A 26041-nucleotide genomic window follows, 5' to 3' on the forward strand; every position below is an offset into this window, starting at 1 on the left:
GCGAATTTCAGGCTACTGACGCGGCCCAGAAGTCGACGAGGTCCGCGCACACCTGCTGGGGCACGTCCTCGTTGGGCAGGTGGCCGACGCCGGGGTACACCGCGCGGCGCGCGCCCAGCTGCTCGGCGAACCGCTCGTGCACGTCGGGCGCCCACAGATCGCCGGTGTCGCCGTAGGCGACGAGCAGCGGGACCCCGGCCGCGCGCAGCTGCGCCGGGTCGGACAGCGGCGGCACCTCCATCGTGCGCAGGATCCCGAGAATGTTGGCCTTCTTGGTGGCCAGGATGCGCTGGTGCAGGAACTCCAGCCGTTCCGGCGCGGGGGTCAGGCCGGAGGCGAACATGGCCGTGCTCATCTGCTGCCAGATCAGCTCTTGGCCGCCCGCCTCGACCGCCTGGGCGACCAGGCTCGGCGGCGGAAAGTTGATCTCCTGCACCGAGGACGGACCCGAGGCCAGCAGCGTGAAGCTGCGAAAGCGCTCGGGCCGGGCGACCACCGCGACGCGGCCGACATACCCGCCGAAAGAGTGGCCGACCAGGTGCACGGGCTCGTCGCCGGCCACCTGGTCGAGGACCTTCAGCAGGTCGCCGGAGAAGTCGTCCATGGTGTAGCCCGCGACGTCCTCGGGGCCGTCGGACTGCCATTGCCCGCGCTGGTCGTAGGCGACGGCCCGGTACCCGGCGGCGGCCAGCAGCGGAAGCAGGGCCTCGAAGTCCTCCTTCGAGCCGGTGAATCCGGGGACGAGCAGCGCGGTGCCGCGCAGTGGCACGCCGGGCGGCGGCACGGCTTCCCAGACGGCGAGGGTTCCGTAGCCGCCGTCGACGGTGCTCGGAACGATGTCGGTGCTGTGCGCGCTCATGCGGGTCCTTCCGGTACTGCGTGTCCGGGGCCGAGTCTGCCAGCGTATTCCGTGCAAACCGAGCGATCACTCGGTAATGTTATCTATTCGAGATATGTGGGTCTCGTGGCCGGAGCGTCCTGGCCCGGCCACTAGTCTCGAGCGATCGGAAAGGAGCTGGAATGGCGGAACGCCGAAGCCGGCCGCGCGGCGCGGCACGGCGCGAGATGATCCTCGACGTGGCCCTGAAATCCTTCGCCGAGAACGGATTCCACGGATCCTCGATCGCCGACATCGCCGCGCTGTGCGGGTTGTCCCAGCCCGGCCTGCTGCACCATTTCCCCTCCAAGGCCGCGCTGCTCGCCGCCGTCCTGGAATATCGCGACCGGATCGATGCCCAGCGGCTGGAGTGGAGCGACGCGCCACGCGGCCTCGACGCGCTACGCCGCCTGGCCCGGCTCGTCGACCACAATGCCCACGTGCCCGGCCTGGTCCAGCTCTTCACCGTCGTCACCGGTGAATCGGTCACCGCGGACCATCCCGCGCACCAGTGGGCGACCACCCGGTACCACAGGCTGGAAGCCGATCTCGCCCAAGCGCTTTCGCACGGCGTCGCCGACGGCGCCATCCGGCCCGGCACCGACACCCGGGGGCTGGCCCGCCAGGTCTTCGCGATGATGGACGGCCTGCAACTGCAGTGGCTGCTGGACCCGGACAACGTCGATATGCCCGGCCTGTTCCGGTCCTACATCGAAACCGTGATCGCCGCGATCGCGGCCTGAGGTCACAACGTCGCGGTGGTGATCGTCACCGGCCGGGCGGGCGCGCCGTCGCGCGGGTAGGTCTCCGAACCGTCGACCTCGTCCGGGAACCGGTAGCCCGGTCCGCCTTTCTCCACCTCGTAGATGTCACCGCACTGCAGGACGCCCAGGCGGGCGCTGTCGGTCAGCCGCCAGCACCGGCTCTGGTCGTAGAAGCGCTGCAGCACAAGGCTGGTCATGTTCTGCACCGCGCACGGTGCGGCGCCGGCCCGATCGAGCCGGATGGTCACCGGGCCGGAGGTGAAGTGGAATGTCACATCCAGCGTGCCGAGCGTCGGGGCGAACGCGGGCGGCGGAACCACCGGCCGCGCCGCCGGATTGTCCGGGGTCGGCGTGAACTCGCAGCCCACCACCGGTGGCGCCGCCCCGGCGGGTGTCGATCCGGCGACCGACCCGGCCAGCGCGGCGACGGACACGGCGAGCGCGAGAACCCAACGGGATGCCATGCTTGGCAACCTAGCGAATCCCTCGGCGTTCCGGCGGGTTCGCGCGACTACTTTGCATGATCCTGAGCTGCTGGGCTAGGTGGCGCAGAACTCGTTGCCTTCCGGATCCCGCATGACCCACCAGTGCCCGGCCGGGCCCTGATCGACCTCGCGGACGCGCGTCGCGCCGAGTTCCTCCAGGCGCGACGCCAGTTGCTCCAAGCCGCCGGGCGCGCCGTGGACATCGATGTGTAGGCGGTTCTTGACTGTCTTGGGCTCGGGAACATCCTGGAACAGGATGCGCCGGCCCTGCCCGATGCCGCTGGTCGCGTCGAAGGGATCCTCCGGGTGGCGTACGGCGGCGAGCCCGCGGAAGTTCTTGCGGCCGTTGTGCTCCACGACCGCCGCCTGCGGCAGCTGCCCGCCCGCGAGCAGCTGCTCGATCAGAGCGGTCGGATCCTCCACCTCGTACTCCAGCGCCGCCGCCCAGAAGTCGGCGAGGACGGGTGCGTTCACGCTGTCGACTACCAGTTTCCAACTCAGTGCCATGCCCGTAGACGCTAGCCAAGACCACCGACAAACGTGCCCGATCGCGGCGGCGCGCCCTAGGATTTCGGGCAGTGCCGCCACACCGATCGCGATGAGGAGAACGCCGTGTCGGACAGCTTTCTGCTGGCCACCCGAATCCCGATGAGCCGCAAGGAATTCGAGCAGTGGCTCGATACGGCCGCGCCGGAGGTCGCGGTCGTGGAGAACCCGGAGGCGATGTTCGAGGGCCGGTTCTGGGATGGTCAACCGGCGCGGTGGCAGCAGGCCGAGGTGGGCGTCACGGCCCGTGAGTATTTCGCGGAGAGCGCCGGTGACCCGTATTCCACCTGTGTGCTGGTGCATCGGGACAGCGCGCTGGAGGCGTATCTGATGTACTTCGGGTTCCGCGAGCCCGACATCTATACGGCGCTGCTGCTGTTCGCGGCCGCCGGGCAGGTCGCCGCCGCGCCCGCGACCGTTCTGTTCTGGGCCGAGACCAGCGGTGTGCTCGGCACGGCCGATTGGGACGGCTGGCTGGCGACGCTCGCGGTCGGACCGGCCCGGGCGCGGTTCAGCTCCGATCTCGACCTGGTCGGCGTGGTCGACGCGCTGCGTCCGGTCGAGGAGCGTTTCTTCGAACTCGTCGAGTTGCTCGCCGAAGCCGAGGAGGCGGAGCAGGAGAGCGACGCCGCCGTCGACCCGAGGTTCCTCGATCCCGCCATCCTCGCCTAGAGCCAGGCGAGATCGTCGACCGCCAGCCAGGGTTCCCGGGCCAGGGCGCTCGGGGTGAGCCCGGTGAACGCGGCCACATCGCGATGCAGATGCGGTTGATCGGCGTAGCCGCTCTCGGCCGCGGCGCGGGCCGCACCCATCCCGGCGGCCAGCAGGTGCGCGGCGTGATCGAAGCGGATCAGACCGGCGGCGCGCTTGGGCGGCATGCCGAGCTGGGCGTCGAAGCGGGACCACAGGCGCTTGCGGCTCCAGCCGACGTCGGCGGCCAGCGTGCCTACCCGGATCCGGCCGCGGCTGCGGGTGAGTTGCCGCCAGCACCAAGCGATCTCGGGGTCCACCGTGGCGGTGCTGCGCCGGCGGGCCAGCAATGCTTCGGTCAGTGCGAAACGTCCGGCCCAGCTGCCGGTTTCGCTCAGTTGCTCGCAGATCCGCCGCGCCTCCCGGCCCCACAGCTCGTCCAGGGGAACCACCGCGCCCTCGAGTTCGGCGGGGGAGACGCCCAGAATCGCGCGGGCGACCACGGGAGACAAACGGATCTGGATGCATTCGACCTGATCGCCGTGCACCCACAGCGCGGCCGGCCCGGCCGCCGCGACCAGGCTGCCGGCCCGGCGAGCACCGGTGGTGGTGTCGACGAGCGGTGTGCTGGAACCGAATTCGAGTAGCAGGGTGACCGCCGGATGCGGGATCGCGCGATGGCCCTCGGGCGTGGCGCCGCGGTCGCGGAACCCGGCCATGCGGACGCCGGGGAGGCGCGGCCGCGGCGGCCGCCGAACCTCCCACACCGCCGTCTCGCCGCCGGCGCAGCCCATGCTCGAAATGCTAACGCGCACGGGCGCGCTCGCGTCAAGCCTCGGTGAACGTCCATCGGGTCGTGCCACCCGGCTCCACGGTGGAGACCGACACCGCCGAGCGCGGCGTGATCCGGTAGACCCGCCACGGCGCCGGGCCCACCGCGGGCGCGTTGAACGGCGCGGTCAGTCCGATACCGGACTCGTCGACGGCGCACGGCCAGCCACCTTCGGCCCACACCGCCGCTACCCGCGCCACAACCTCCGCGTCCTCCACCTTCTCGGCCACGCCCTCCACGACGAGATCGAAATCGTGCGCGGACACGCTCACCACACTGCGCGGGTCGCGCGCGATGTTCTTCGCCTTCTGCGTGATGTCACCGGTCTGGAACCAGAACACCCCATCCACCCAGGCCGCACCCACCGGCGTGACGTGCGGGGTTCCGTCCCCGTTGATCGTCGTCAGCCAGGTGGTGTAGCGGTTGGGCCCGCCGGTATCCGGCGCCTGCGTAATACCGCTGTCGAGCACCCCGGTCACTGTCTCCCACTCTTGGACCCGCATCCCGTTGGAGTCGTCCAGATTCTTCGCTTTCATCGTCTCGCCTCCGGTCGTCGTCTTGTTAGAACAGACGATCCTCACTCCGGGAATTCATCGCCGAAGCCGAGGTCACGGTCACCGAGGTGTTGGATTTCGAATTGCGGAAGTCCAGTTCGGCTCACGGCAGGTACGGATCCGCCCTGCAAGGGTTCTTTCAGCCTTTCGCAGGTTCACCTCGATAAGACATATAGCGATAAGCCGGGCAGTGGTCCGGCGTCGGGAGGTCGCTCCGCTGCGTGCGGGCAGAGTGCCGAAAATGGGGGGAAAGATGACGTCGATCGTCGCTCGAATCAGCATGGGCATGGCCGGTGCCGGGGTGGCCGCAGTGCTGACCGCTCCGATCGCCCAGGCCGACTACTCGAGAGGATCATGCCTGGTGGTGGAGAACAACAGGGCTACCGCCGTGGAGGTCACCGTGAAGAACAAGCCATACACAGGCAAGTCCTGGGTTATAGACCGCTACACCGATTCGGTTCTGTCCATTGGTGGTCGCAAGATCGTCAACTCGGACGGCGGCTGGCGGATCGTGGCCCCGCAGGGCCAATGGCGTTTCGATCGAGACATGTACGACGGTCGGGGTTGTAACGGCACCTGGATCTACCGGGTGTCGTGAACCGTCTCGTGGGGATCCTCATCCGAAGCACGTTCCGTCGGATTCGGCTGTGTTGGGCAGCCCTAGGTCCACATGGGAATTGTTTCGATGAGCATCCTCACTGGCCTGGTCGTAACATGTCCGCACGAGCGAGGGCTTCGGCTTCCATCGCCGTGATGAACGCGGTGACGTCGGATCCATAGATGCCCCAGCTGTTCACGCCGCCGAGTTCGACGAGGCGAAGCGCGCCGGTGGTATCGACGCCGACATCGATGGTGACCATGGTGCAGCCGTGAGCGAGTAGCCGCCGCGCCGCGGTTTCGGCGAAACCGCGAACGTGGTCGGGGACGGGAAGGTATGGCTCGGCCGGATACGAACTTCCGCACACGAAGCGGCCGTCGCGGCAGAAGCAGCGGTACTCGGTTTCGAAGGACACGACCTCCGACACGACGACGAGCTCGTCTCGGTACTGGTCGTAGATATCGAGCCAGTGCTTCAGCTCTGTAATCGCATGCACGCCTGCGGGAAACAGCTTGTAGTTCGTATCACTGCGGAGGAAGACCTGGTCGCTGGCGAACATGCGTCGCAGCGGTAGACCGGGGACTGCCGAGAACGGGACGAAAATGGCGGTGCGTCCCAGTAGGTCGTAGATGTGCCGGTAGTAGAACGAGCAGCGCAGCATCGTGTAGTCGTCGAAGACCGCTTCTCCGAGCCGCGGCACGCGACGGAGGCTTCTCATCGTGGGCATCGTGCCGTAGCCGACCATCGGGCGGCCGTCTTGGATTACGGGCCAGCGTCCCGTCATCGCGTCCCGTGGTCGAACGATCAGGGCATCGTCGAGCTCGGCCGCGACGAGAGCGGAGCCGGGGAATTCCTCGTCCAGATCGAGGAGCCATTGCGGTCGCATGGCACGATGCTATCCATGCCGAGCGCGGTGGTGCTCGGCAATCTTGTTGGGGCAGTCAGTGATTGGGGCGCTGTCCGCGCCGCTCGCGGTGCCTGCGCATCGATCGGGACTGCTGCAGGTTCGGGTCGCATCTCGAGGTCGAGATCATATGTGCTGACCGTTCATCTCTGCCGCGAGCGCTCCGGTAAGTTCGCCGGGCCGTGACATCGAACGCCACGGCGCGGTGGCGAGAGGGACTCACCCTGCCCCGCTGGCCGCCTGGACCGGAGCGGCCTCGGCCTCCGCCCTTGCGGCAGATCAGCCTACTGTTGCACTGGAATGTCTGGAAACGGGTTCGCGCGGCGACGGAGGGCAGTTCGCGACAGGGTTTCGCCCGGCGATCAGGGGAACCCGCATTCGGCACTGGTCCCGAACGCAGGTCGGTACCGTGCGATGGTCTCACTCGACAGAAAGGAAACACGGTGGCCATCACCGGTTTCGTACCACAGATGTTGCCCAGGTCGATCCGGAGCCTAGCCCGCGGGGTACCGCCCGCTCCGCCCGGCACCATCTTCGCACTGGGATCCGAACACGGATACGCCTTTCCCCCCGGTAATTTCACGGTCCACTTCGGCCGGTCTCGCGATGATGTCCACGTGCCGGTCGGAGTGAACGATTCCCGGATCAGTCGCAAACATGGAGTGCTCGAAGGCGACGGCGCACAGTGGCGCATACGGAATCATGGTCGCCTGCCAATCCGGCTACCGGGGGATAAACTTCTGTTGACCGGCCAGGACATCATCGTCGAGTACGGTTACACGCCATTGTTCATAGGCTCCCGGAAACACCAATCTCATCTGCTGGAAGTGCATTTGGTCGCCGCGCGGACAAGCGATCATGCCGCTCCCTACAACAGCCTCACCACACCTCCTGAGGTGTATCGGCTGAGTTTGGACGAGCAGCTGGTACTCACCGCGCTCGCGCAACGATATCTGCGTCAGGAGCCCTACCCCCAGCCTCTCTCCTGGAAACAGGTCGCCGACGAGCTGAACAATTCGCCGGACGAACGGATGTGGACACCCAAGACCGCCGCCCACATCGTCGCCACCGTCCGTGCACGGCTGTCCGCGGGGCCCGACCCGATTCCCGGTCTGCGGGTCGAAGACGGAATCGGCGAACCGGTCGGCAACACCCTGAACCACCATCTCATTCAGGCCCTTCTGGGCTCGGCGACACTGGTGCCCGCGCACCTGCAGATGCTCGGCGATACCGCAGCCGAGGATTATGTCGAGGCATTGTGACCGATTCGGGCACAACATGATTCGTGCCAGCGCTACGAACGGCCGTACCCTGCCGCGCGCATCGGTGGCGACACGGCAGTCGGTGACTCGTCTCGACTGTCCTCGTTCGCACATCTGCATTAGTTTGGGCGACAGGGCGCACCGTGCCCTGTCGCGGGTGTGGGGCCGTACCCAGTCGATGAGGAGTGAGGGGTTGTTGCTGCGAGACGGCGAGGTGTTCGCCGGCTACACCATCGAAGGGCGACTCGGATCCGGCGGCATGGGAGTGGTCTATCGAGCACGCCATCCCAGGCTTCCGCGTCGTGTCGCAGTGAAAGTGCTCCACGATTCTCTCGCCGACAGTGCTGCTGCGCGGAGAGCATTCGACACCGAAGCCGAACTCGCCGCAGGGCTGGATCATCCGCACATTGTCGCCGTCTACGACCGCAGCGATCCCGGAGATCCGGTGTTGTGGATGGCGAGCCGCTTAATCGAGGGCGGTGACATAGCCGCACTGCTCCACTCCGAGGCTGGTGGCTTGGATCCGGATCGTGCTGTCCGCTTGATCGGCGGCGCCGCTCACGCACTCGACTTCGCGCACGAGCGCAAGGTTCTGCATCGAGATGTGAAACCCGCGAACCTCCTCCTCTCCTACGACTCCGTTCACGGTGAACATGTCCTGCTGACCGATTTCGGGATTGCCCGGGCGCTGGACGGCACGCTCACCAATCACGCGGTAGCCGCCTCGCCGCCGTATGCGGCACCCGAGCGTTTCGACTCCACGCAGGCAACCGGGCCGCGCGCCGACCAGTACTCCCTGGGTTGCACGCTGTATCACCTGCTGACCGGCCAATATCCGTTCTCGGGCGAGGATTCGATGGCCATCGCGCTCGCCCACCGCATCCAGCCGGTCCCCGATCCCCGGGCGGCGCGGCCCGCGTTGCCGCCCGCCCTGACAGCGGTCTTCGCGAAGGTCCTGGCCAAAGATCCCGACGATCGATATCCGAGCTGTGTCGACTTCGTCGATGCCGCAGCGCAGGCGTTGTCGCGTCCCCTCGTCTCGAACCGCTATGCGGGGGCGACCGACTTCGCCGAGGACGGCGTTCCCCAGCCGGATCGTTCACCTGCCGCTGTGTCGGGACGGCCGTCGGCGGGAGTCGTCACGACGTTGATCGTCGCGGCGGTGCTGGGCATCGTCACGATCGTCGCGGTCGCGGCCTTGCTGCCGAGCGGAGGTCGTAGCGCCTATGACCCGCCTCTGGCAACCACTTCGATCACAAAGCCACCACCGGAGATCCTCAAAGCCGGCGTAGGCGACTGTATTTACGGCTCCGGGCCGCACGATGTGGAATGGACCCTCGCGAAATGTACCCTCTCCACGTTCACTGTGCTGGAACGCGTGATCGGCGGATCCGATATCGATGACTGCACTTCGCCGGAAGTGGAACTCGACTGGGCGCATCTGATACCCGGCTCGGATGTCCTGTTGTGCTTGCGACTGCAATACTTCGGGATATACGACGTGATAGGCCACACAGAGGTCGGTAGCTGCCTGGCCGTTACCGGATCCGGTGAGAACACATCTGTTCAGAAATCTGATTGCAACCACACCAGCGCTCTCCAAGTGAGCCAACGTATCGAGGAATACGATGTCGGGAAAACCTATTGCCGCGGCTATGAGACCTCAACCAGCTGGAAGAGTGAAGTCTTCCCCGCTATCGCCTTCACGGTCTGCCTGGGCCCGCGCCAAGGGACGTGAACGATGACAGAACCAACTCGGCCGCCGACGGACGCGCAGCGGAACCCGATGCCGCAACGCCACTCTCCCCGCCGCCCGCTCGGGACCGATACGCGGTGGCTGATCGGTGGCCTGGGCGCTGTGGTGGTTGTTGTCGCCGTTGCCCTTGCGATCGTCGTCTCGACGAGATCCGATTCCGGTGGCGCTGGCACCGCTACTCCTGTCGCTTCCACGGGGTCGGCCGATCGCAATTACCGCAAGTCGGAGAATATTTGCAGAAGTGTCGACACTTCGCGAATTCCCGCAGAATTGCGGATCGCACAACTCGAGGATCGCCTGAAAACCAGGCCGACCGAGGGGATCTGCCAAAATGCTGGTGAAGGGCAAGCGATCAGTCGATCGTTCCTGGGGCTGTATTTCACTATTTCGAACACGGCTGCCGAGGCCGCAGGTCCGTACCAGCACGCATTGGGTGTGTTGTTCGGCGACAAGAGGTCGGAACGACTCGAAGGGCCGTGGGATGAGGCTGTCATCGAGGTGGGCGATACCGAGAGGCCGGGAGTGGTTGTGCGAGACAAGAACCTGAGCTTTTCGTTCTCCATTCTCGCGCCGATGATGGTCGCGATCAGCAAGGAGGATGCCAGGAGAGGGGCGATCGAGTTGGCCAAGGCTTTCTTGGCGGCTGCGGCTTCGGAAGCCGCGCGGTAGCCCGCGGCGCGTCGTTTCCGCTCTCCCACTCGTTCGACCTACGCCGAGAGCTACAGACGCGTGGGCGCCCGGCTGGACGCCGGGGCAGGTGCGTCATGCTGGGCCGCTTCCACTATCGCCTCCGGGTCGATGGCGGCGATCGCCTGTGCCGTGACCGCCCAGTCGCAGTCGCCGAGGGTGAGGGCGAGTGTCAGGAGTTGGCGTGCTCGATCCGGTTGTGCGTGTGGTGCGATCGCGCTCAGCGCGCGAGCGATGTCGGCGCTGTCACGCTGGCCGAGGGCGAGTTCCTGTGCCCGGTCGATATCACCGGCGGCGGCGACGGCTTCGGTGAGAGCGGCTCGAATGTCGGCTCGCATATTGGTTTCGTTCACCAGCTCGAGGTGCTCGGCCGCCCAATCCAGTTCGCCGGCTTCGATCATGATGTCCAGTAGGTCGCGGGCGAACTCGGTCGGAAGGTTGTGATGATCGCCTTCGTCCTCGGGGATCTGGAGTAGTCGTCGATTCAGTGTGGCTTGCCAGGCCACTCCACGGTAGGTGCCGGCGATGAGTTCGGCTGTGACATCGGCGTATCGGGGTAATGCTGCCCGACCTGGTACGGAGGCGTGAATTCTGCAGAGCTCACACAGGAGATGTACTCGCTGCTGTGTGGTTTCGGCGGCGTCGGCGAGCCTGTGGACCTCCTCGGAGAGCTTTCCGATGTCCTCGAGCAGATTGTTGTCGACGAGAGCTCGCATCAGGTCACACAGAGCATAGGCACGCCAGAATCGCTCATCTATGGAGCGCGCGAGGTCCTCGGCGAACTCGGTGCGCTGCGCCGCGACGGAAAGCTCGATGATTTGGTTGAAGGTGCACTGTCGTGCTGTCGAGCAGGTCAATGTGCGGGCGACCGACGTGGCGCGATCGAGCAGTTCGGCCGCGCGCTTCGGATCGCCGATGGCCGTGTAGGCATCGGCGAGATGGCACAGCACATGTGCGGCGGTGTGGGGGCCTTCGACGGTGTCGGCGAGTGCGCCGGCTTCTGCTAGGAAACTGTCGGCGATCTCGGGATGTCCGGCCCTGGCAGCCGCCGCGGTGGCGCGACTGAGTGTCATCGAACGGCATTGGGCATGGTCTTCGAGGTGCTCTGCCAAACTCCGGACCGTAGCGAAGTCTCCGGCCGCCGCGAAGGTGCCCGCCAATCCGGCCAGCAGGGTGTGACGATACTCGGTGTTCTCGATCAATTCGGTGAGAGCGACGAGGTCGAGGGCGTCCTCCGCGCTGCCGGTGCGGACGACCCGCTCGGCGAGCCAGCCGATCATCCGGTCCCGGAAGTCTGCCTCCCACTCGTCGTCCTCGAACTCTGCCGCCCACCGGGTGGCCGCTCGGCGCATGAGGGAAAGCGAAAGTGAGAGATCCCCGGTCACGGCAACAGCCGCGACGAGGGCTAGCGGCCCACGCCACCGGTGCTCGGGCCGGCTCGAGCGCGCGGCGACCTCGGCGCGCTCCACCCATCGGGTGGCGAGTTGCTGCTGCCCGGTCGCCGCGAGTGCCAGCCCGAGTGCGGTCAGCTCGTGGGCGAGCGAGTTCTGGTGTTCTGATCGATGCACCGCCGCATCCGCCATGGCGATCATGCGCCGCAGGTTGTCCGGCCGGATGGTCTGAGCGTTCGCGATCCACGCGGCCAGGCAATGGATTTGGTGCGCAGGGCTCGCGAAGGCGGCGATGGTGCGCTCGCACCAGTCGTCGAGCCCATGTTCCGCCATCCGAGCGATGAGCTCTGTCAAGTCGTCGCTGTCGACCCACCGCACATCGGCGCACACTTCGTCGGCCAGCGCGGTGGCGCGGTGATGTTCGCCCACGGCCAGCAAGGCCGCCGCGGCGGCGATCTTCTCTTCGTCGCTGGAGTCTTGGTGTCGCACGATCTTTCTGGCACGTTCGGCCGTGCGGCGGGCGTCGCGGGTATTCCCGACAGCTAGCTGCGCTCGGGCGAGGCTGGACAGGACATCGATCAGCTCGTCTTTGTCGCGTATCCGCCGCATCGCGCGTTCGGCCCGGGCGAGCGTGTCCTTGGCCCGCGCAGATTCGGCCGAGACCGCATAGGCGCGGCTGACTTCCGCGAACGCCCGTGCGCGCTCGGCTGGATCCCGCATCGTCGCCGCGCGAGTTTCGGCGGCTGAACGATCGCCGACGGACAGCAGCGCCTCGACGATCGCACGCTGCGCAGTGTCATCGGAATCGGAGACCGCGACCGCGGTGTCGACCATTCCGGTGACCACGGCCGCACGGATCAATTTCGCACGGCTGGTGTCGTAGATGTAATCGTTGCCGAGAAGTTCACCACCGAGGACGGTCAGACGTCGCGCCCCGTCGATGTCACCGGCGGCCGCGAGGGCTGTCGCCGCGGCGCCCAACGCGGCGACCCGGTCGGAGTCCCGGCGGATCGACAGTGCCAGCGCCTCGGCGTAGGCGGGGCGGCCGATGGCGACCATGGCGGCGGGCAGATCTTCAGGGATGTAGGCGTTGCGCTCGAGCAGCCGCTCGCGGCTGATCGCCAGGCGAAGCGCGGTGCCGAGATCGGGTTCCAGGTCATGACACAGCGCTTCCTGTGCGGCCGCGACTTCCACGAGCGCACTCGAGTCGCCGCCCGAGCTGACGCGCATGCGGTCGTGGCGGGCCCAGTCGATCGCGCACATCGACATGCGTGTGCTGTCGCCGAGGGTGGTCAGCAGTGAGAAGTAGCCGCGGAGCAGGTATTCCGGCGTACTCTCGGGCCACTGGTGTGCACGATATCGGTCGGCCCAGGCGTGGATTTCGTCCCTGTACTCGCCGAGCCGCGTTGCACCGATCCTGCTGGTCGCTATCTGTTGCAGTTCCTCGTGAGCAAGGATGTAGTTGTGAGGTCTGGCCGCCGGATCGAGCAGGCTCGGCCGGGCCGAAAAGGACCTGCCGGTGACAGATCCCAGCTGATCGGCGACGTGTCCCGGTGAGATCCCGAGCAGATCGGCGAGATCCGCGGCGGTCAAGCCACCACCCGAGGCGACGACCAGCCCCAGCAGATCCTGCTCGGAGGACGTGCCATAGAGCAACCGCTGCAGTTCCCGTTCGGCTGCCGTCCTGATCACGGTGGCTTGCGACGATTGACTGAGGGCCCGGACGATGGACGTGTCGTGCAGGGGGTGGTTCCCCTCCACATCCGAAGGCACTGCGACCGGTCGTCCCGATAACAGGATGCGTACCCCATCGGGCGGCAGTGCGGGAAGCAGAGCGGCGATGCTGTGGCCCGCCGGGCCCGGCACCATGCCGTGATCCTCATCGATTCCATCGATGAGCAGCACCAGGGTGCGGCCGCTATCCCGGCAGACCGACGCCGCGGCGTCGAGCATGGCCAGCAAGTGGGAGTTACGCGTGGCGTCGGTGAGGAACGCGGGGATCGGGCGCCCGGCAATCTCGGCCAGTTGCTCGATGACAATATCGGTGAAGGCTATGTAGTCGCTCTGCCCGGCCCATCGCGAGGTGACAAAGAACGAGACGACGGTGACGGCAGGCGGCGGATGCGTGACGAACCACGACATCAGCGCCGACTTGCCCCACCACGCGGGAGCCTGCCACCACTGCCAAGACGGCGAACCCTCGGACGCGGCAAAGGCTGCCAGCTCCGCGAGTTCGGCGTCTCGTCCTTCCAGCTTCTCGGGTGCCAACTGCCGGACTTGGCGTAGGTACTCCGACTGCGGCAGGGGTACCGATGCTTGATAGATGTCGCCGTGCAGGATTCCGCTGACCGCGACTCCGCCCGGCGCCGCGATCGCGGGTCCCGAGTTGCGAACCGAATAGTTTTCAGCCACAAGCAATTGCCTCCGACGCTCAAGCCGGAGATCCGGGCCGGGGATCATCGATGCGCTCGACTCCGCTGACGGCGGTGCCGCCGGCGGCGGCATCAGCGGGTCCGCTGCCATCGACAGTGATGTCACCCGATGGCGAATTCCGAGTGCTTGCTCCCGAGATTGCCCTGCCGTCCAGGCCGGACGTGGCGGGGCCCGAGTTCCGAACCTGGGTCGAACCGGATTTCGGTGGCTGTCGCAAGGCGGTCCAGATTCCCACTCCGACTGCAGCGACGCCGGCCAGCGCCGCTACGGACGGGGCGATCTTGCCGGCTTGATCCCGTTGCAGGACAAAGAAAATCACCGCCAAGATGGCAATCAGGAAGCAGGTCGCGATCACTACATAGCGTCGTGCATCGATCACGATCCAATCATCCACCGTGGCAGCGATATATGTGAATGGATTCCGGGCGTCACCGTGGCCGTTAGGGGATCGGCCCCGCCGCGCATCGGCGAGGTCGTCCAGCCCGCACGCCCCGGCGGCGCCGTTCCCGGCGTTTCCGGTACTACTCCGCGCCGGCCTCGTGGACCCGATCGACGAACACCGGTTCTCACTCGTGGGCGACAACCGGTGTTCATCGAGCTGGAGTCAGTTTTCGGCAGACCGCTGCTCGGAGTCCGTTCCGGTGAGCAGAGGCAGCGGCTTTTGAGCCCCGGTCTCGTCGGACCGCGCCGATTGGCTACTTTCCTCTTCGGCCGCCGGGGGCCGCTTGGTATCGGCCGTACCCACCGATGGTGTATCAGCGCTCGGCGACGCGCCCTCCTCGACGCCGGGGCACGTGGAGTCCGATTCGCTGGTGCCGTACTGGGCGCGTTCGGACCGCGCGGGCCGGTCCTCTTCCGCGCGCAGCACCGGCGGCGGCGCGGACTGCTCACCGGTCCCGGTGCTGTTCGCGTCGGGCTTCGCCAGCGGCAGCCCTTCCTCGTCGTCGACGCCGAAGTCCTCGTCCGCTCGGCTGCGCGCGGAACTCTGTTCGCCGGCGGCCGCGCTCTGCTCACAGGTCTGCGGTTTCCCCTCCGCAGACGACAACGGCACGGGCACCGGGATGGGGATGGGAATCGGGAGCTGTGCGGCTTCGCCGCCGACCTCGACGCCCGGCGCGTGGACGGCCGGGACCGCCGCGGCCGGAGCGGCACCCAGGGCGAGTGCCACCGGGACGGTGAGCGCGGCCAGTGTGGTGGCCATGGCTCGACGCATGATCATGTGTGACCCCTTCGATCGTGTGGATACTCGTGGCTGATCGAACCCACCGAACCTAGGCGCGCGGTCCGCCGCCGGAATCGGGGCGCGCGCGAGCCCATCAGCCCCGGGCGCGTGCCGCCCTCCGGGTGTTGTGTCCACCGGTGGGTAGGGCCACGAGAGCGCGGCACATGGCCGCGGTGCCGTGTGCAGCTACAGCAGACTGTGGGTGCTGAGCCGGCCGAGGCAGGTCTCGACAGCATCGGCCGCGGAGCCGGTGGTCGCGCCTGAGGCCCACAATTCGGTCGCGAGACGGACGGCGGTGTTGGCGACGGCCGCGGCCAGGGCCACGTCGAGGTCGTCGGTGGGGCGGCCGGTGCGGGCGGCGATGATGGGGATGAGTGTGGTTTCGCAGTCGCGCTGGACGCGCAACCAGGTCGAGCTGAGGGCCGGGAGTTCGGTCGCGGCGAGCAGCAGGGGGCGCAGCAGGGTTTCGGTGATGCCCTGTTCGGCCAGGGAGGCGGCGGTCGCGGTGCGGTAGGACTGGGCGAGGGCCGCCCGCAGCGGCTGGTCGGGCGGGCAGGCGGCCAGTTCGTCCGCCCATGCCTGGGTGCCGAGGGCCAGCAGTGGGGCGACCACGTCCTCTTTGGTGGCGAAATAGCGATAGAAAGTGCGCAGGCCCATGCCGACCTCGGCCGCGATGTCGTCGACTGTTGTTGTGCCATAGCCGTTTTCGGCGAAGAGACGGGCCGCCACCAGTGCCACTTCCCGGCGGGTCGCGGCGCGGCGGGTCTCGCTGAGCGCTGGTCGTCCCGGCCCGCGCGCGGTGCGGCCTTTCTCCTTGGTCACGAGGGGCACTCTACCGAGTGGGCAGGTTTGATGGCACACTGTGTCATATTTGGCATAGTATGTCAGTAAATGCTCGTAGAGATCGGAGAGAACCATGAATCGCCTCGATAATCGCCGCATCCTGGTGACGGGCGCCGGGTCCGGCATCGGTCAGGCCACCGCCCTTCGCCTGCTGGCCGAAGGCGCGATCGTTGTCGGCGCCGACGTCAACGCCGAAGGTCTGGCGCTGACGCGCAAGCAGGCCGGCGCGGACGAGCGTCTCACCACCCTCGAGATGAACATCGCCGACGAGGCCGACGTCATCGCGGGTGTCCGCAGCGCCATCGACACGCTCGGGGGACTGGACGCCCTGGTCAACGCCGCGGGCATTCTGCGTGCGGCCCACACCCACGAGACCTCGCTGGAGCTGTGGAACCAGATCATCACCGTCAACCTCACCGGCACCTTCCTCGTCACCCGCGAGGCGCTGCCCGCGCTGCTCGACAACCCGAGCAGCACCGTCGTGAACTTCAGCTCCACCTCGGCCAACTTCGCCCACCCCTACATGGCGGCCTACTCCGCCAGCAAGGGCGGCATCCAGACCTTGACCCATGTATTGGCTCTGGAATACGGCAAGCGCGGCCTGCGCGCGGTCAGCGTCGCGCCGGGCGGCATCAAGTCCGGGATCACCGACGCGACACCCGGCTACCTGCCCCAGGACGCCGATTGGTCCCTGTTCAGCCGCCTGATGGCCATTGTCCCGCAGGACAATCCGGCCGAGATGGCCGGTCCGGAGAACGTCGCGGGCGTCATCGCCATGCTCGTCTCCGACGACGGCCGCTTCATCAGCGGCACCGAGATCCGGATCGATGGAGCCGCGCACACGTAAGTCGTCGCTCGGGCAGTGCCTGGACTTTCAGATAGGTAGCCGACCGCGACGGAGGTAGTTGCGATCCCCATCAGCACGACCCGGGTTCAGTTGTGTGACTTGGTGTAGTACTCCGACCATCGACTCGTGGCTGTGGCGTAGACCGTGCTCCAGTTGGTGCTCTTCTCGGTGTAGGCGGCGCTCCAGTTGCTGGATTTCGTGCTGTAGCCATAGCCCCACAACCGGGCTTTGCGATCGTAGAAGTGGCTCCACACCGCGGATTTGGTGTCATAGTTGAGTTTTCCGGCTCGTACCAGCGCCTCGATCACCGTGTTGGCGTGTGCCTGCTCGGTGTTCGCGGCCTCCATGATGCGTTTGCCGATGGCGTCGGCCTCGGTCATCTTGCGGGTGCCCTCGGTGGTGATTCGCGCGAGTTCGGTTTGTTTCCACTGGTTCCAAGCCGCCATCAGCCTCTGATATTCGGCGTCGAGGTAAGTGTCGAGGGCGCGGGTGTCCGAGGCGGCTGTGTAGGTTCCGTTGCCAGCAGCGGCGATCGCTTCGAGGGCGGCCCGGTCGGCGTCGCCCGCGTGGAAGCCGACCACGTTCACGATCGGCTTGATGCCGCTGCCCGCGAGTTCTTTGGCCGCGCGCACCGGATCGCCGCCGCAGGTTTCCAGGCCGTCGGTCACGATGTAGGCGATGCTGTCGGTGGCGTTCGCCGGAATATCGGCGGCTACGGCGGCGATCGAGGAGGCCAGCGGCGTCCACCCGGTCGGCTTGATCCCGGTCAAAGCGGCGGCAAGACGGGCAGGGTCGGCCTTATCGCTGTAGACGATTTCGGTCGCGGCGCAGGATTCGGATCTCCCGGCCTCATCGTTGCCGCCTCGGTGGCCGTAGACGCGCAAACTGACTGTCGCGTTGTCGGGCAGAGCGGTGACGAACCGCGTCAGCGCCGATTTCGCCTCGTCCAGGCGGCTGCCTGCGCCGGAAGGTTCGGCCATCGACCCGCTGGCGTCGAGGACCAGCGCGAAATGATTGGTGCCGACCGCGGCGAGGGCCGGTTCGCCCTCGGGACTGGGTGCGGTCTTTCCGATTCGCGGATCGAATTCGATCGTCTGCCGCACTGCTGTGGCATAGTCGCCATGGATCTGGGACAAGATTCCCCGTTGCCATTCCTCGGTGGTGCGCGGGGCCATGATCTCGAGCGCTTGCAGCACGGCCTGTTCATCGAACTTGTCGCCCGCGTATCGGCCGGGTTCGTACATCATCAGTTTTTCGGTGTCGGTCAGTTCCCTGGGCGCGTCAGGGTAGGCGACAGCGGCGAGAGCAGGGATAACTCCCGGAGTGAGCGAGGGTGGTGGCGCCGGTGTGCCGCCGGTCTCCGCACAGGCTGCGGTCAGACTCACGCCGAGCGTGAGGGCGCACAAGAGCTGGACGATGCGAGACGACATGGAACCCCCCGGTGCACGACAGTTTCGATCCAGCGATACTACAGCATCGTGAATCTGGGTGGGAGCGTCAGGGCTGGCTGGTGAGATCCCAGGGCTGCGCGGCCTGGCGCACCGCGGCGCGCACGGCGAACGCATAGCCCAGCAGTGCCAATACGGCCGCGGGTGCCAGGACGAAACCCAGCCCCCACCAGGCTGGAGTCCATACCGCACTCGAAATCGCCGCGCCCGCAATGAGCCAGAGGATGTGGCGGCGCGCCCGCGCATCGGACTGCGCGGGCGGCAACCAAGGATAGGTCAGCAAAACTGCTGCGAAGCAGGGGAATACCGCCAACAACGCGGTTATCGGTCCGTCGGCTAGTGCGAAGTAGGTGAGGGCGGCGGCGCTGCCGAGCAGGCAGACGAGCCGATACGCGCCGAGTACCTGCCGCCGAGCTGAACTCTCCATGCCTGCATTCTAAATAGCCGCTCGGCCGCGGGATCTAGAGCGGCGGGCCGTATCCGGTACACGCCGGTTGGAAGTTCGGGACATTCGGGCCCAAGGCGTTGAGGACGTTCTGCATTGTCGGGCCGTCGGCGAACATGCCGATATGTCCGACGGGATTGCCGGGGCACTGGTCCTGGATCAGGATGTTGGTGACGTTCTCGCCCTGGAGGAACGCGTTGGTATAGGGCGTGATGACCTTGTCGTGTGCGGTCTGGATCACGACGTAGCGGATGCCGGGCACCGTGTCGCCATCGGCGAAAAGGCTTTTCATGAAGGGTGATTCGGAACTCTGCTGGCCGAAGGCGGGGGCCTGGATCAGGTCGAAATAGCCGGTGACCCAGCCGGTGAGGCGGAGGTTTTCGGCGAGCGTGCCGAGCCCGTTGCTGGTGGTGCCGTGGTTGCTCGGCGACAGCCCGATCAGTGTCCGTACCTTGTCGGCGCCGCCGAGTCTTTTCAGATAGTAGTTCGGCATCATTCCGCCTTGCGAATGGCCTACGACATCAACCTTTTCCGCGCCCGTGGTTCGGAGTACCCGGTCGACGAAATCCGCCATGGTCCGCGCCGAGGCCGGGATGTCGCCGATGCCGCCGTACAGGCCGAGGGAGAGCAGGGTCGCGCCGTAGTCGAAGGCGAAGACGCAGTAGCCGGCGTCGGCGAGCATGGGGGAGAGGTTGATCCAGTTGAGGGCGGCCGTGGTGCCGGTGGCGTGGACCAGGACGACGGGGGCGGGGTGCTCGGCGGAAGGCTTGCAGTTCCAGTCGTTCGCGCCGAAGGGCGACAGACCGGTGCGCAGCGGGGTGGGTGCCGAGGCGTGGGCGGGGACCGTTGCTGTCCCCGCCAGCAGAGCAGCCGCTGCCGCCGCGGCGACGGTGAATCGGTGGAATCGGCCGTGTTTCATGAATTACTTCCCAGTGACGTGGCGGCCGGTTCCGGTATCGACGGTGATCGGCCTCGGTGTAGGTCACGCCGCGGGCCCGGCGGAGTGTGACCTACTACACTGAAACACATTGGTGATGTGTTGCACAAGGTCTCACGCTGGAGCGGAAGCCTGCAGAACGCTCTCGACCAAGTGCTGCACCAGGGTTACCGCGGCGGGGAAGTTGGCCGCGTGGCCGGCCAGGACGTCGGAATACAGAATCGCGTCCTCGAGCCGGACGACGGCGAAGCTCAGCGTCTGCACGTCGACCACCGGCGCCAAGCCGCCCTCGAGGATGTCGCGGTCGAAAAGTGTTGCGTGCGCGGCGATCAGGCGCGGCTGCACCTCGCCCTGCGGGTTGGTGAGCACCCGCAGCGCGGTCGGATCGTTTTCCAGTAGCCACGCGAATCCCGGGTCGCCGACCACGGTCGCCCCGTAGTACTCCAGGATTCGCAGCGATCGCAGCCGGCCTCGGTCGTCGCGCAGCGCGGTCCCGTATTCCCGCTGCCACCGATCGTTCGCGCGGGACAAGGCCGCCTCGGCGAGCCACCACAGCGCTTCGCCCAGCAGTTGCTCGCGATTTCCGACCTTGCGGAACAGGGTTGTTCGCGACATGCCGAACTGGGCCGCGATCGCCTGGGTGTCGAGCCGGGTGCCGCTCCGGATGAGGTCGGCTGCGTACCGGACGATTTCCTCGGGGGTGGCGTACACATCCGTACCTTATGTCCGCCGGGGTTGCCCGGATCGTCGACCCGGCTCCCGCGTCGACGATCAGGTGCGGACTTCGGCCGCGACGATATCTGTCGATGTTTTACTGACCAGTAAGGCAGTGCCTTCCGGCTGTGCTCAATCATGGCCCTGTGGAGCCTGATTCGCTGAGTTGATATTGACAGCGCCCTCCATCAAATGGAACATATGCAACTGCATGTTCCATTCGCTCGGCGATCCGCCGGCGCGTTCGAGTCGACGGCTCGGGATCGGAGATTCTTGTGAAGGCTTGGCAGGTAACACGGCTCGGAGCGCCGGAGGCGGCCCTGCGGTGGACCGAAATCGAGGACCCGGCGCCCGGCCCGGGCCAGTTGGTGGTCCGGGTCCTCGCGTCGGCGGCGAACTTCCCCGACGTGCTGATGTGCCGCGGCGAGTACCAGGTCCGCCCGGAGCTGCCGTTCACGCCCGGAGTCGAAGTCTGCGGCGAAGTGGTCGCCGTCGGCGCGGACGTCTCCGGGATCGAGCCGGGCAGCCGGATCGTCGGTGTGACGGTCATGCCGCACGGCGCGTTCGCCGAGTTCGCCGTGGTCAACGCGCATCAGGCGTTTCCGGCGCCGACCGGTCTGGCGGACGCGCAGGCCGCGGCGTTCCACATCGCGTATCAGACGGGATGGTTCGGCCTGCACCATCGAGCCGGGCTGCGATCGGGCGAGACGCTGCTCGTGCACGCGGCCGCGGGCGGAGTGGGCAGTGCGGCAGTGCAATTGGGCAAGGCGGCGGGCGCCCGTGTCATCGCGGTCGCCGGCGGAGCCGACAAGGCCGCGCTCGCCCGGGCGCAGGGCGCCGACGTCGTGGTGGACCGAACCACCGAGGATTTCGTCGCCGTGGTCAAGGCGGCGACCGGCGGTGCGGGCGCCGATGTGGTCTACGACCCGGTCGGTGGTCAGACCTACCTGCGCTCGACCAAGTGCGTCGCCTCGGACGGCAGGGTCGTCGTGGTCGGATTCTCGGCCGGCGAAGTACAGGCGCCGATGCTCAATCACGCTCTGGTGAAGAACTATTCGATCATCGGCCTGCACTGGGGGCTGTACTCGGAGCGGCGGCATCCCGCGGTCGCCGAGGCGCACGCCGCCCTGACCGATCTCGCCGAGCGGGGGCAGATCGCTCCGGTCATCGACAGCCTGTGTGCCCTGGCCGACCTGCCCGAGGCGCTGACTCGCCTGGCCGCCGGCGCCACTGTCGGCCGCGTCGTCGTCCTGCCGTGAACACCCCGAACACCTTCGCGGCCCGGCCGCACACACCCGAGGAGCACCGCACGCCATGGCCAACGTCGTCGATCGGATCTGGCAGCATGCCGTCACCGACCCGCATCGGATCGCCCTGCGCACACCGTCGGAGGAGCTGACCTACGGCGAATTGATCAGGCGAGCAGCCTGTTTCGGCGGGCGACTGCGGCGAAGCGGCCTCGAACCGGGTGATCGGATGGTGTTGATCGCACCCACTCGGCCGGAGTTCGTCATCGCCTATCTCGGCGCGCAGATCGCCGGAGTGGTCGCGGTGACGATGAACACGATGGCCACCGATCACGAAATCGATTGGGTGCTGGCCGATTCCGGGGCATCGCTGGTCGTCGATTGGCATTCGGGCACGGGTGCCGGTGCGGTCGCGGCCGCGAAGCACGGCGTCCGCTACGAGATGCTGGCTCCCGGTGTCGGTGTCGTCGCGGAAAGTATGCTGCCGGAACCGATGTCGCGCCGCCCCGACGACACGGCGGTGCTGCTGTACACCTCCGGGACCACGGGCAAACCCAAAGGCGTCGAGCTGACCGTCGCCAACCTCACCCACACCGCCGGTGTCTACATCGACCAGCTCGGGTTGGTGCCCGACGATCGAGTCGGCACCGGGCTGCCTCTTTTCCACGTCTTCGGGCAGGCGGTCGCGCTGTTGACCGCGCTGAGTCTGGGCTGCCCGTGCTCGCTGCTGGACGGTTTCACCCCGGCCGGAATGCTGGACCTGGTGCGCGACCACCGCTTGACCATCGTCGCCGGTGTGCCGACCATGTGGAGTGCGATGCTCCAGGCCGGGGCTGACCACGGCCCGGACGATCTGCGCAGTCTGCGCCTTGCCGCGTCCGGTGGGGCGGCACTGCGGCCGGATCTCGTCGAGGCGTTCGGGCAGCGGTACGGGTGCCGCTTGTCGCAAGGTTATGGCTTGACCGAATCCACGGGTGCGGCAACGTATATGGCGCCGGATCGGCAGTATCCGCCGGGCTCGGTGGGGCAGGCGTTGCCGGGGACCGAGATCGAGATTCGTGACAATGGCGGCTCGGTGCTGCCGGTCGGGGCCGTCGGCGCGATCTACCTGCGGGGGCCGAGCATCATGAAGGGGTATTGGCGGCGTCCGGAGGAGACCGCCGCCGAGCTGTCCGGAGGTTGGCTCGCGACCGGTGATCTGGGCCACCTCGACTCCGACGGCTGCCTGTTCGTCGTCGACCGGCTCAAGGATCTGATCATTCGCGGTGGATACAACGTCTATCCCACCGAGGTCGAGGAAGTTCTCTACGGGCACCCCGGGATCGCCGAGCTGGCAGTCATCGGAGTTCCGGACGTTCGATACGGCGAAGAGGTTGCCGCGGTCGTCGTTCCGCGACCGGGCCACAGCCTGACGGCCGAGGAGATCAGAGACTGGGCCAAGCAACGACTTTCGGCCTACAAGGTGCCGCACCGGTTCGCGTTCGTGGACGCGTTACCGCTGGGGCCCACCGGCAAGGTGCTCAAGCGCGCCGTCGATCGGAGCGTGTTCACCGACCCGAGCTGACCCGGCGCGCTCACCCGATCCCGAGCAGGGTTCGCGTGATCTGTCGCAGATCACGGAGATCATCGTCGATATCGCCCGCCGTGCCCTCGTAGAGGAACGCTTCACCCACCCGGGCCAGGGCGTAAGCCAGCGCGGTGGTTTCGATCGGCGGGCGGTATCCATCGTGGTCGCGGGCGCGGTCGAGCAGGGCCGCGATCACCGCGACCGTGGCCGGGTGTACGGGACCGTCGGCGCGGGTGATCAGGCGCAGTGCCGAACCCGGCTCGTTGTCCAGGAAACGCCGCAGGGCCGGGTCCGTGGCGATCGCCCCTGCCGCGGCGTCGAGGACCTCGGCGATGCGGTGAGCGCCACGGCTGCCGCACCGATGGTCGGCTCTGGTGACCAGCAGCTGGAATCGGTGCGCGAAAGCGGCGCCCAACAGCCCCTCTCGTGAACCGAACCAGCGATAGAGCGTGGTGCGGCCGATGCCGAGGTGTGTCGCGACCGCACCTGCCTCGAAGCGGTCCTCGCTTCGGAAGTAGCGGATCGTCGTGTCCAGGACCTGCTCGGCGGTGGCTGCGGGCGGCCGTCCGCTCGGGCGCGGCCCTGGAGTCGAGTGGGCAACGGTGAGTGGCGGATACGGGTCGGCCGGGACTCGCGCCGATGCCGCGGACGGGGCGAGAGAATCGAGCTTTCCGGCCGCTATCGGGTCCAGGTGCCGGAGCGCGCCGACGATCATCGAGACCGTCAGCTCGGTGGCCGCGGTGAAATCGAGATCTTGCTCGACGGCCTGGATGACGCCGCGCACAGCGATATCCGCGACAACGGAGGCACAGAATTCGGCGCTCGCGCCCCCGGTGTCGCGCGGGGCCTGCTCGGCCCGGATCAGCGCCGCGATCTCCGCCCGCACCGCGGACATCGCCTCGTCGCGCAGTTCCCGTGCGTACGGGCGATTAGCCGCGCCGTACAGGAGTAGGAATCCCCGGCCGTGCCGGGCCGCATAGTCGAACAAAGCTCGAGTAGTGGCGTCGGCATGTTCTCGGAGCCCCGAATCCCTTGCCTGCCGGTAGCTTTCGAGCATCCAATCCCGCAACCGTTCGGATTCACGGCGCACACACGACTGGAACAACCGTTCCTTGTCACCGAACCGTGAGTACAGGGTCGGTTTCGAAGCGCCGGCCGCCGCGGCGAGTTCCTCCATCGTCGCCCGGTCGAAGCCGTGCTCGGCGAAGACCGTCACCGCCCCGTCCATCAGGGTGTCGTCGGTCCGGCGGACCGTCACCGAACGCGCGCCCTGACCACTGCCGTCGAGGTCGGGCACACGGTTGGAGACGGTCATGACGGGCAACGTTACCGGCCCGGTAGCCGCGCCGGGTGGAGGGCTCGAGCGGCCGCTCGGCCACGGGCCGTCTATGAGCAGAGCCTCGAACGATCAGCTCATCCGTCCAGTCGAATCCGGATGCCTATCATGCGGTCGGAGCCGCCGCGCAGTGCGTTGCCCGCCAGTCCGATTCGGGCCACCAGACCGTATTTGCGCTTCATCAGGGTGACGAAGTGCGCGCTCTGGTCGGGGCTCAGTAGTTCGGCGGTGCCGGGTGCGGGGGTGCCGAGTGGGTTTCCGCGCCGGTCGCAGCGGGTGACGGTGATGCGGTCGCTGTTGCGGATTCGCTTCACCTTTCCGGCGTCTGCCGCGCTCCAGACCGCCAGCGTCGCGCCGTCGCGCATCACCCAGACCGGGGTGGGGACGGGGGTGCCGTCGCGGCGAAAGGTTGTGAGCAGCAGATACTTTCCGGTCGACAGATGGTCGAGCGCTGTGTCACCATGTCTCATGGTTAGATACTAACCAGTTAGTTAGTTTCGGGTGGCGGAAGGGATCGGCGTGGGACGATTCGTCTGGACTGTGCTCGCGGGGTTCGCCGTGGGTACCCCCGCGATTCCTGTCGGTCTTTCGCTCTCGCTGTCTGGTCCGGCCGCGCTGTCGGCGGTGCTGCTGGGTGCGGCGAGCTGTGTGGTCTTCGCGGTTTTCGCCATGGAGCGCGCGCGGCTGCTCTGGCGGTCTTGGCGCGTGCGTGGGAAAACCGTTGCGGTGCAGGCGGTTACCGTCGCCGATCCGGATTCCGCGGCAAGTGCCCGGCTTTCCGGTGCCGCTGGGCGACGGGCACGCCGGGTCGTTGCCCGGTTCGGTGTCGCGGGTTTCGGAATAGTGGGGCCCGCCCTTTTCGGGACGTGGGGTTCCGCGTTGCTCGGTTCCGCGCTGGGTATTCCCCGGTGGCGGCTCATTCGCTGGGTGATGACCGGCGTCACGCTCTGGTGCATGGTGCTGCTGATCGCCTCGGACGCGGCACTCGCCTGGTTCGGAATCGGGTAAGGAGGCCGGTCGGTTCCCGGGCTGCGGACCAACCGGTCCGCCGCGACTACGATCGACCCTATGTCTCGGGCCGACGCTACCAAGGCGCGCATTCTTCAGGCGGCCACCGAAGAGTTCGCGACATACGGAATCGCCGGGGCCCGGGTAGACCGGATCGCCAAGAGCGCGGCCGCCAACAAGAATCTCATCTACATCTATTTCTGTAGCAAGGACCAATTGTTCGACGCGGTCTTCGACAGCCGTGTCACCGAGGGCCTCGACTCGGTCCCTTTCACCGCGGACGACCTGCCCGAGTACGCCGGACGGGTTTTCGACTACTGCCAGGCTCATCCCGAGGTCATCCGGTTGTCCACCTGGCATCGGCTCGAGCGCGATCAGAGCGCGGCCGCCACGTCGACGACGCACGACGCCAGGGTCGAAGCGCTGGCGGCCGTGCAGGAGACGAGTGACATCGGCACCGGCTTCGCGCCCGCAGCGCTGCTGACCCTGGTCATGAGCATCGCGCTCGCGTGGAGCCCGAGCAACGTCGCCGGAATCTCCGTCGCCGAAAGCGATGACGCGACCGCCGAGGACCGGCGCCGCGCCATCGTCGAGGCGGTGCGCCGCCTCCTGTGAACCGGCGCGCGCTCGAATTTCCGGGCGACCGGG

The 26041-nt window shown here is 67.1% G+C and carries 27 protein-coding genes; 11 read left to right on the top strand and 16 right to left on the bottom strand.

Annotation, left to right across the window (positions count from 1 at the left end):
- Positions 1-7: 7 nt before the first annotated feature.
- On the bottom strand, positions 8-859 hold the full coding sequence (locus tag AB0I43_RS16190; protein ID WP_357432344.1) for an alpha/beta hydrolase: 852 nt from the start codon (positions 857-859) through the stop codon (positions 8-10).
- Positions 860-1020: 161 nt separating this feature from the next.
- Between AB0I43_RS16190 and AB0I43_RS16195 the strand changes: the two genes are divergently transcribed.
- Positions 1021-1620: a TetR/AcrR family transcriptional regulator gene (locus AB0I43_RS16195; RefSeq protein ID WP_357432345.1), complete on the top strand. Its 600-nt coding sequence runs from the start codon at positions 1021-1023 to the stop codon at positions 1618-1620.
- 2 nt (positions 1621-1622) lie between these two features.
- Here AB0I43_RS16195 and AB0I43_RS16200 read toward each other — a convergent pair whose 3' ends face one another.
- Positions 1623-2105, bottom strand: a complete 483-nt coding sequence (locus AB0I43_RS16200; protein WP_357432347.1) for a hypothetical protein — start codon at positions 2103-2105, stop codon at positions 1623-1625.
- A gap of 75 nt (positions 2106-2180) precedes the next feature.
- Positions 2181-2633, bottom strand: a complete 453-nt coding sequence (locus AB0I43_RS16205; protein WP_357432349.1) for a VOC family protein — start codon at positions 2631-2633, stop codon at positions 2181-2183.
- A 105-nt stretch (positions 2634-2738) separates the two neighbouring features.
- Between AB0I43_RS16205 and AB0I43_RS16210 the strand changes: the two genes are divergently transcribed.
- Positions 2739-3344 carry a hypothetical protein gene (locus tag AB0I43_RS16210; RefSeq protein WP_357432350.1) on the top strand — a complete coding sequence of 202 codons (606 nt, stop codon included), beginning with the start codon at positions 2739-2741 and terminating at the stop codon, positions 3342-3344.
- On the opposite strand, the gene AB0I43_RS16215 is transcribed toward AB0I43_RS16210, so the two are convergent.
- Positions 3341-4156, bottom strand: a complete 816-nt coding sequence (locus AB0I43_RS16215) for a helix-turn-helix domain-containing protein (protein ID WP_357432351.1) — start codon at positions 4154-4156, stop codon at positions 3341-3343. The two genes, AB0I43_RS16210 and AB0I43_RS16215, sit on opposite strands and share 4 nt — an antisense overlap.
- A 34-nt stretch (positions 4157-4190) precedes the next feature.
- The gene (locus tag AB0I43_RS16220; protein ID WP_357432353.1) at positions 4191-4730 is read right to left on the bottom strand and encodes a pyridoxamine 5'-phosphate oxidase family protein; all 540 of its coding nucleotides are present in this window, start codon (positions 4728-4730) and stop codon (positions 4191-4193) included.
- A 271-nt stretch (positions 4731-5001) separates the two neighbouring features.
- On the opposite strand from AB0I43_RS16220, the gene AB0I43_RS16225 reads away from it, so the two are divergent.
- Positions 5002-5346 (top strand): hypothetical protein, encoded by a 345-nt coding sequence (locus AB0I43_RS16225; protein WP_357432355.1) that lies wholly within the window; start codon positions 5002-5004, stop codon positions 5344-5346.
- Positions 5347-5443: 97 nt separating this feature from the next.
- Here AB0I43_RS16225 and AB0I43_RS16230 read toward each other — a convergent pair whose 3' ends face one another.
- Positions 5444-6232 (bottom strand): ATP-grasp domain-containing protein, encoded by a 789-nt coding sequence (locus AB0I43_RS16230; protein WP_357432357.1) that lies wholly within the window; start codon positions 6230-6232, stop codon positions 5444-5446.
- Positions 6233-6693: 461 nt separating this feature from the next.
- On the opposite strand from AB0I43_RS16230, the gene AB0I43_RS16235 reads away from it, so the two are divergent.
- The 3 genes from AB0I43_RS16235 (at position 6694) to AB0I43_RS16245 (ending at position 9937) form a co-directional block, all read left to right on the top strand.
- On the top strand, positions 6694-7512 hold the full coding sequence (locus AB0I43_RS16235; RefSeq protein ID WP_357432359.1) for a hypothetical protein: 819 nt from the start codon (positions 6694-6696) through the stop codon (positions 7510-7512).
- 193 nt (positions 7513-7705) lie between these two features.
- Complete coding sequence (locus tag AB0I43_RS16240; RefSeq protein ID WP_357432361.1) at positions 7706-9250, top strand: serine/threonine-protein kinase; 1545 nt, start codon at positions 7706-7708, stop codon at positions 9248-9250.
- Positions 9251-9253: 3 nt separating this feature from the next.
- Positions 9254-9937 carry a hypothetical protein gene (locus tag AB0I43_RS16245; protein WP_357432363.1) on the top strand — a complete coding sequence of 228 codons (684 nt, stop codon included), beginning with the start codon at positions 9254-9256 and terminating at the stop codon, positions 9935-9937.
- Between the two features lie 50 nt (positions 9938-9987).
- On the opposite strand, the gene AB0I43_RS16250 is transcribed toward AB0I43_RS16245, so the two are convergent.
- The 4 genes from AB0I43_RS16250 to AB0I43_RS16265 form a co-directional block, all read right to left on the bottom strand.
- Positions 9988-13758, bottom strand: coding sequence for a hypothetical protein (locus tag AB0I43_RS16250; RefSeq protein ID WP_357432365.1), 3771 nt, complete (start codon positions 13756-13758; stop codon positions 9988-9990).
- Between the two features lie 19 nt (positions 13759-13777).
- Positions 13778-14173, bottom strand: coding sequence for a hypothetical protein (locus AB0I43_RS16255; protein ID WP_357432367.1), 396 nt, complete (start codon positions 14171-14173; stop codon positions 13778-13780).
- Positions 14174-14383: 210 nt separating this feature from the next.
- Positions 14384-14998: a hypothetical protein gene (locus AB0I43_RS16260; RefSeq protein WP_357432368.1), complete on the bottom strand. Its 615-nt coding sequence runs from the start codon at positions 14996-14998 to the stop codon at positions 14384-14386.
- A gap of 189 nt (positions 14999-15187) precedes the next feature.
- Positions 15188-15823: a TetR family transcriptional regulator gene (locus AB0I43_RS16265; protein ID WP_357432370.1), complete on the bottom strand. Its 636-nt coding sequence runs from the start codon at positions 15821-15823 to the stop codon at positions 15188-15190.
- Positions 15824-15917: 94 nt separating this feature from the next.
- Between AB0I43_RS16265 and AB0I43_RS16270 the strand changes: the two genes are divergently transcribed.
- Complete coding sequence (locus tag AB0I43_RS16270) at positions 15918-16691, top strand: SDR family oxidoreductase (RefSeq protein WP_357432372.1); 774 nt, start codon at positions 15918-15920, stop codon at positions 16689-16691.
- An 86-nt stretch (positions 16692-16777) separates the two neighbouring features.
- On the opposite strand, the gene AB0I43_RS16275 is transcribed toward AB0I43_RS16270, so the two are convergent.
- The 4 genes from AB0I43_RS16275 to AB0I43_RS16290 form a co-directional block, all read right to left on the bottom strand.
- Positions 16778-17938 carry a VWA domain-containing protein gene (locus AB0I43_RS16275; protein WP_357432373.1) on the bottom strand — a complete coding sequence of 387 codons (1161 nt, stop codon included), beginning with the start codon at positions 17936-17938 and terminating at the stop codon, positions 16778-16780.
- 250 nt (positions 17939-18188) lie between these two features.
- Positions 18189-18566 carry a hypothetical protein gene (locus tag AB0I43_RS16280; RefSeq protein ID WP_357432375.1) on the bottom strand — a complete coding sequence of 126 codons (378 nt, stop codon included), beginning with the start codon at positions 18564-18566 and terminating at the stop codon, positions 18189-18191.
- 34 nt (positions 18567-18600) lie between these two features.
- Entirely contained in the window at positions 18601-19503 is a 903-nt protein-coding gene (locus AB0I43_RS16285; protein WP_357432377.1) for an alpha/beta fold hydrolase, read from the bottom strand.
- A gap of 132 nt (positions 19504-19635) precedes the next feature.
- The gene (locus tag AB0I43_RS16290) at positions 19636-20232 is read right to left on the bottom strand and encodes a QsdR family transcriptional regulator (RefSeq protein WP_357432379.1); all 597 of its coding nucleotides are present in this window, start codon (positions 20230-20232) and stop codon (positions 19636-19638) included.
- A 278-nt stretch (positions 20233-20510) separates the two neighbouring features.
- Here AB0I43_RS16290 and AB0I43_RS16295 point away from each other — a divergent pair, with 278 nt between their 5' ends.
- Together AB0I43_RS16295 and AB0I43_RS16300 are read left to right on the top strand one after the other, a co-directional pair.
- Positions 20511-21494, top strand: coding sequence for an NADPH:quinone oxidoreductase family protein (locus AB0I43_RS16295; RefSeq protein WP_356979530.1), 984 nt, complete (start codon positions 20511-20513; stop codon positions 21492-21494).
- 55 nt (positions 21495-21549) lie between these two features.
- Entirely contained in the window at positions 21550-23046 is a 1497-nt protein-coding gene (locus AB0I43_RS16300; RefSeq protein ID WP_356979528.1) for an AMP-binding protein, read from the top strand.
- Positions 23047-23056: 10 nt separating this feature from the next.
- On the opposite strand, the gene AB0I43_RS16305 is transcribed toward AB0I43_RS16300, so the two are convergent.
- Together AB0I43_RS16305 and AB0I43_RS16310 are read right to left on the bottom strand one after the other, a co-directional pair.
- Positions 23057-24364, bottom strand: a complete 1308-nt coding sequence (locus AB0I43_RS16305; RefSeq protein WP_356979526.1) for a QsdR family transcriptional regulator — start codon at positions 24362-24364, stop codon at positions 23057-23059.
- A 98-nt stretch (positions 24365-24462) separates the two neighbouring features.
- A complete protein-coding gene (locus AB0I43_RS16310; protein ID WP_356979525.1) occupies positions 24463-24855 on the bottom strand; it encodes a PPOX class F420-dependent oxidoreductase in 393 nt (130 codons plus the stop codon).
- Positions 24856-24904: 49 nt separating this feature from the next.
- Between AB0I43_RS16310 and AB0I43_RS16315 the strand changes: the two genes are divergently transcribed.
- Positions 24905-25393 carry a hypothetical protein gene (locus AB0I43_RS16315; protein WP_356979524.1) on the top strand — a complete coding sequence of 163 codons (489 nt, stop codon included), beginning with the start codon at positions 24905-24907 and terminating at the stop codon, positions 25391-25393.
- Between the two features lie 60 nt (positions 25394-25453).
- Entirely contained in the window at positions 25454-26008 is a 555-nt protein-coding gene (locus AB0I43_RS16320) for a TetR family transcriptional regulator (protein ID WP_356979523.1), read from the top strand.
- Positions 26009-26041: the final 33 nt, after the last annotated feature.

This window comes from Nocardia sp. NPDC050435 (assembly GCF_040655395.1).
Lineage (GTDB): Bacteria > Actinomycetota > Actinomycetes > Mycobacteriales > Mycobacteriaceae > Nocardia.

Coding starts and splice junctions, on each gene's coding strand:
- AB0I43_RS16270 (WP_357432372.1), top strand. CDS start 15,918: ATGAATCGCCTCGATAATCGCCGCATCCTGGTGACGGGCGCCGGGTCC.
- AB0I43_RS16195 (WP_357432345.1), top strand. CDS start 1,021: ATGGCGGAACGCCGAAGCCGGCCGCGCGGCGCGGCACGGCGCGAGATG.
- AB0I43_RS16275 (WP_357432373.1), bottom strand. CDS start 17,938: ATGATGTACGAACCCGGCCGATACGCGGGCGACAAGTTCGATGAACAG.
- AB0I43_RS16260 (WP_357432368.1), bottom strand. CDS start 14,998: ATGATCATGCGTCGAGCCATGGCCACCACACTGGCCGCGCTCACCGTC.
- AB0I43_RS16320 (WP_356979523.1), top strand. CDS start 25,454: ATGTCTCGGGCCGACGCTACCAAGGCGCGCATTCTTCAGGCGGCCACC.
- AB0I43_RS16230 (WP_357432357.1), bottom strand. CDS start 6,232: ATGCGACCGCAATGGCTCCTCGATCTGGACGAGGAATTCCCCGGCTCC.
- AB0I43_RS16280 (WP_357432375.1), bottom strand. CDS start 18,566: ATGGAGAGTTCAGCTCGGCGGCAGGTACTCGGCGCGTATCGGCTCGTC.
- AB0I43_RS16215 (WP_357432351.1), bottom strand. CDS start 4,156: ATGGGCTGCGCCGGCGGCGAGACGGCGGTGTGGGAGGTTCGGCGGCCG.
- AB0I43_RS16285 (WP_357432377.1), bottom strand. CDS start 19,503: ATGAAACACGGCCGATTCCACCGATTCACCGTCGCCGCGGCGGCAGCG.
- AB0I43_RS16300 (WP_356979528.1), top strand. CDS start 21,550: ATGGCCAACGTCGTCGATCGGATCTGGCAGCATGCCGTCACCGACCCG.
- AB0I43_RS16225 (WP_357432355.1), top strand. CDS start 5,002: ATGACGTCGATCGTCGCTCGAATCAGCATGGGCATGGCCGGTGCCGGG.
- AB0I43_RS16310 (WP_356979525.1), bottom strand. CDS start 24,855: ATGAGACATGGTGACACAGCGCTCGACCATCTGTCGACCGGAAAGTAT.
- AB0I43_RS16305 (WP_356979526.1), bottom strand. CDS start 24,364: ATGACCGTCTCCAACCGTGTGCCCGACCTCGACGGCAGTGGTCAGGGC.
- AB0I43_RS16205 (WP_357432349.1), bottom strand. CDS start 2,633: ATGGCACTGAGTTGGAAACTGGTAGTCGACAGCGTGAACGCACCCGTC.
- AB0I43_RS16200 (WP_357432347.1), bottom strand. CDS start 2,105: ATGGCATCCCGTTGGGTTCTCGCGCTCGCCGTGTCCGTCGCCGCGCTG.
- AB0I43_RS16245 (WP_357432363.1), top strand. CDS start 9,254: ATGACAGAACCAACTCGGCCGCCGACGGACGCGCAGCGGAACCCGATG.
- AB0I43_RS16190 (WP_357432344.1), bottom strand. CDS start 859: ATGAGCGCGCACAGCACCGACATCGTTCCGAGCACCGTCGACGGCGGC.
- AB0I43_RS16220 (WP_357432353.1), bottom strand. CDS start 4,730: ATGAAAGCGAAGAATCTGGACGACTCCAACGGGATGCGGGTCCAAGAG.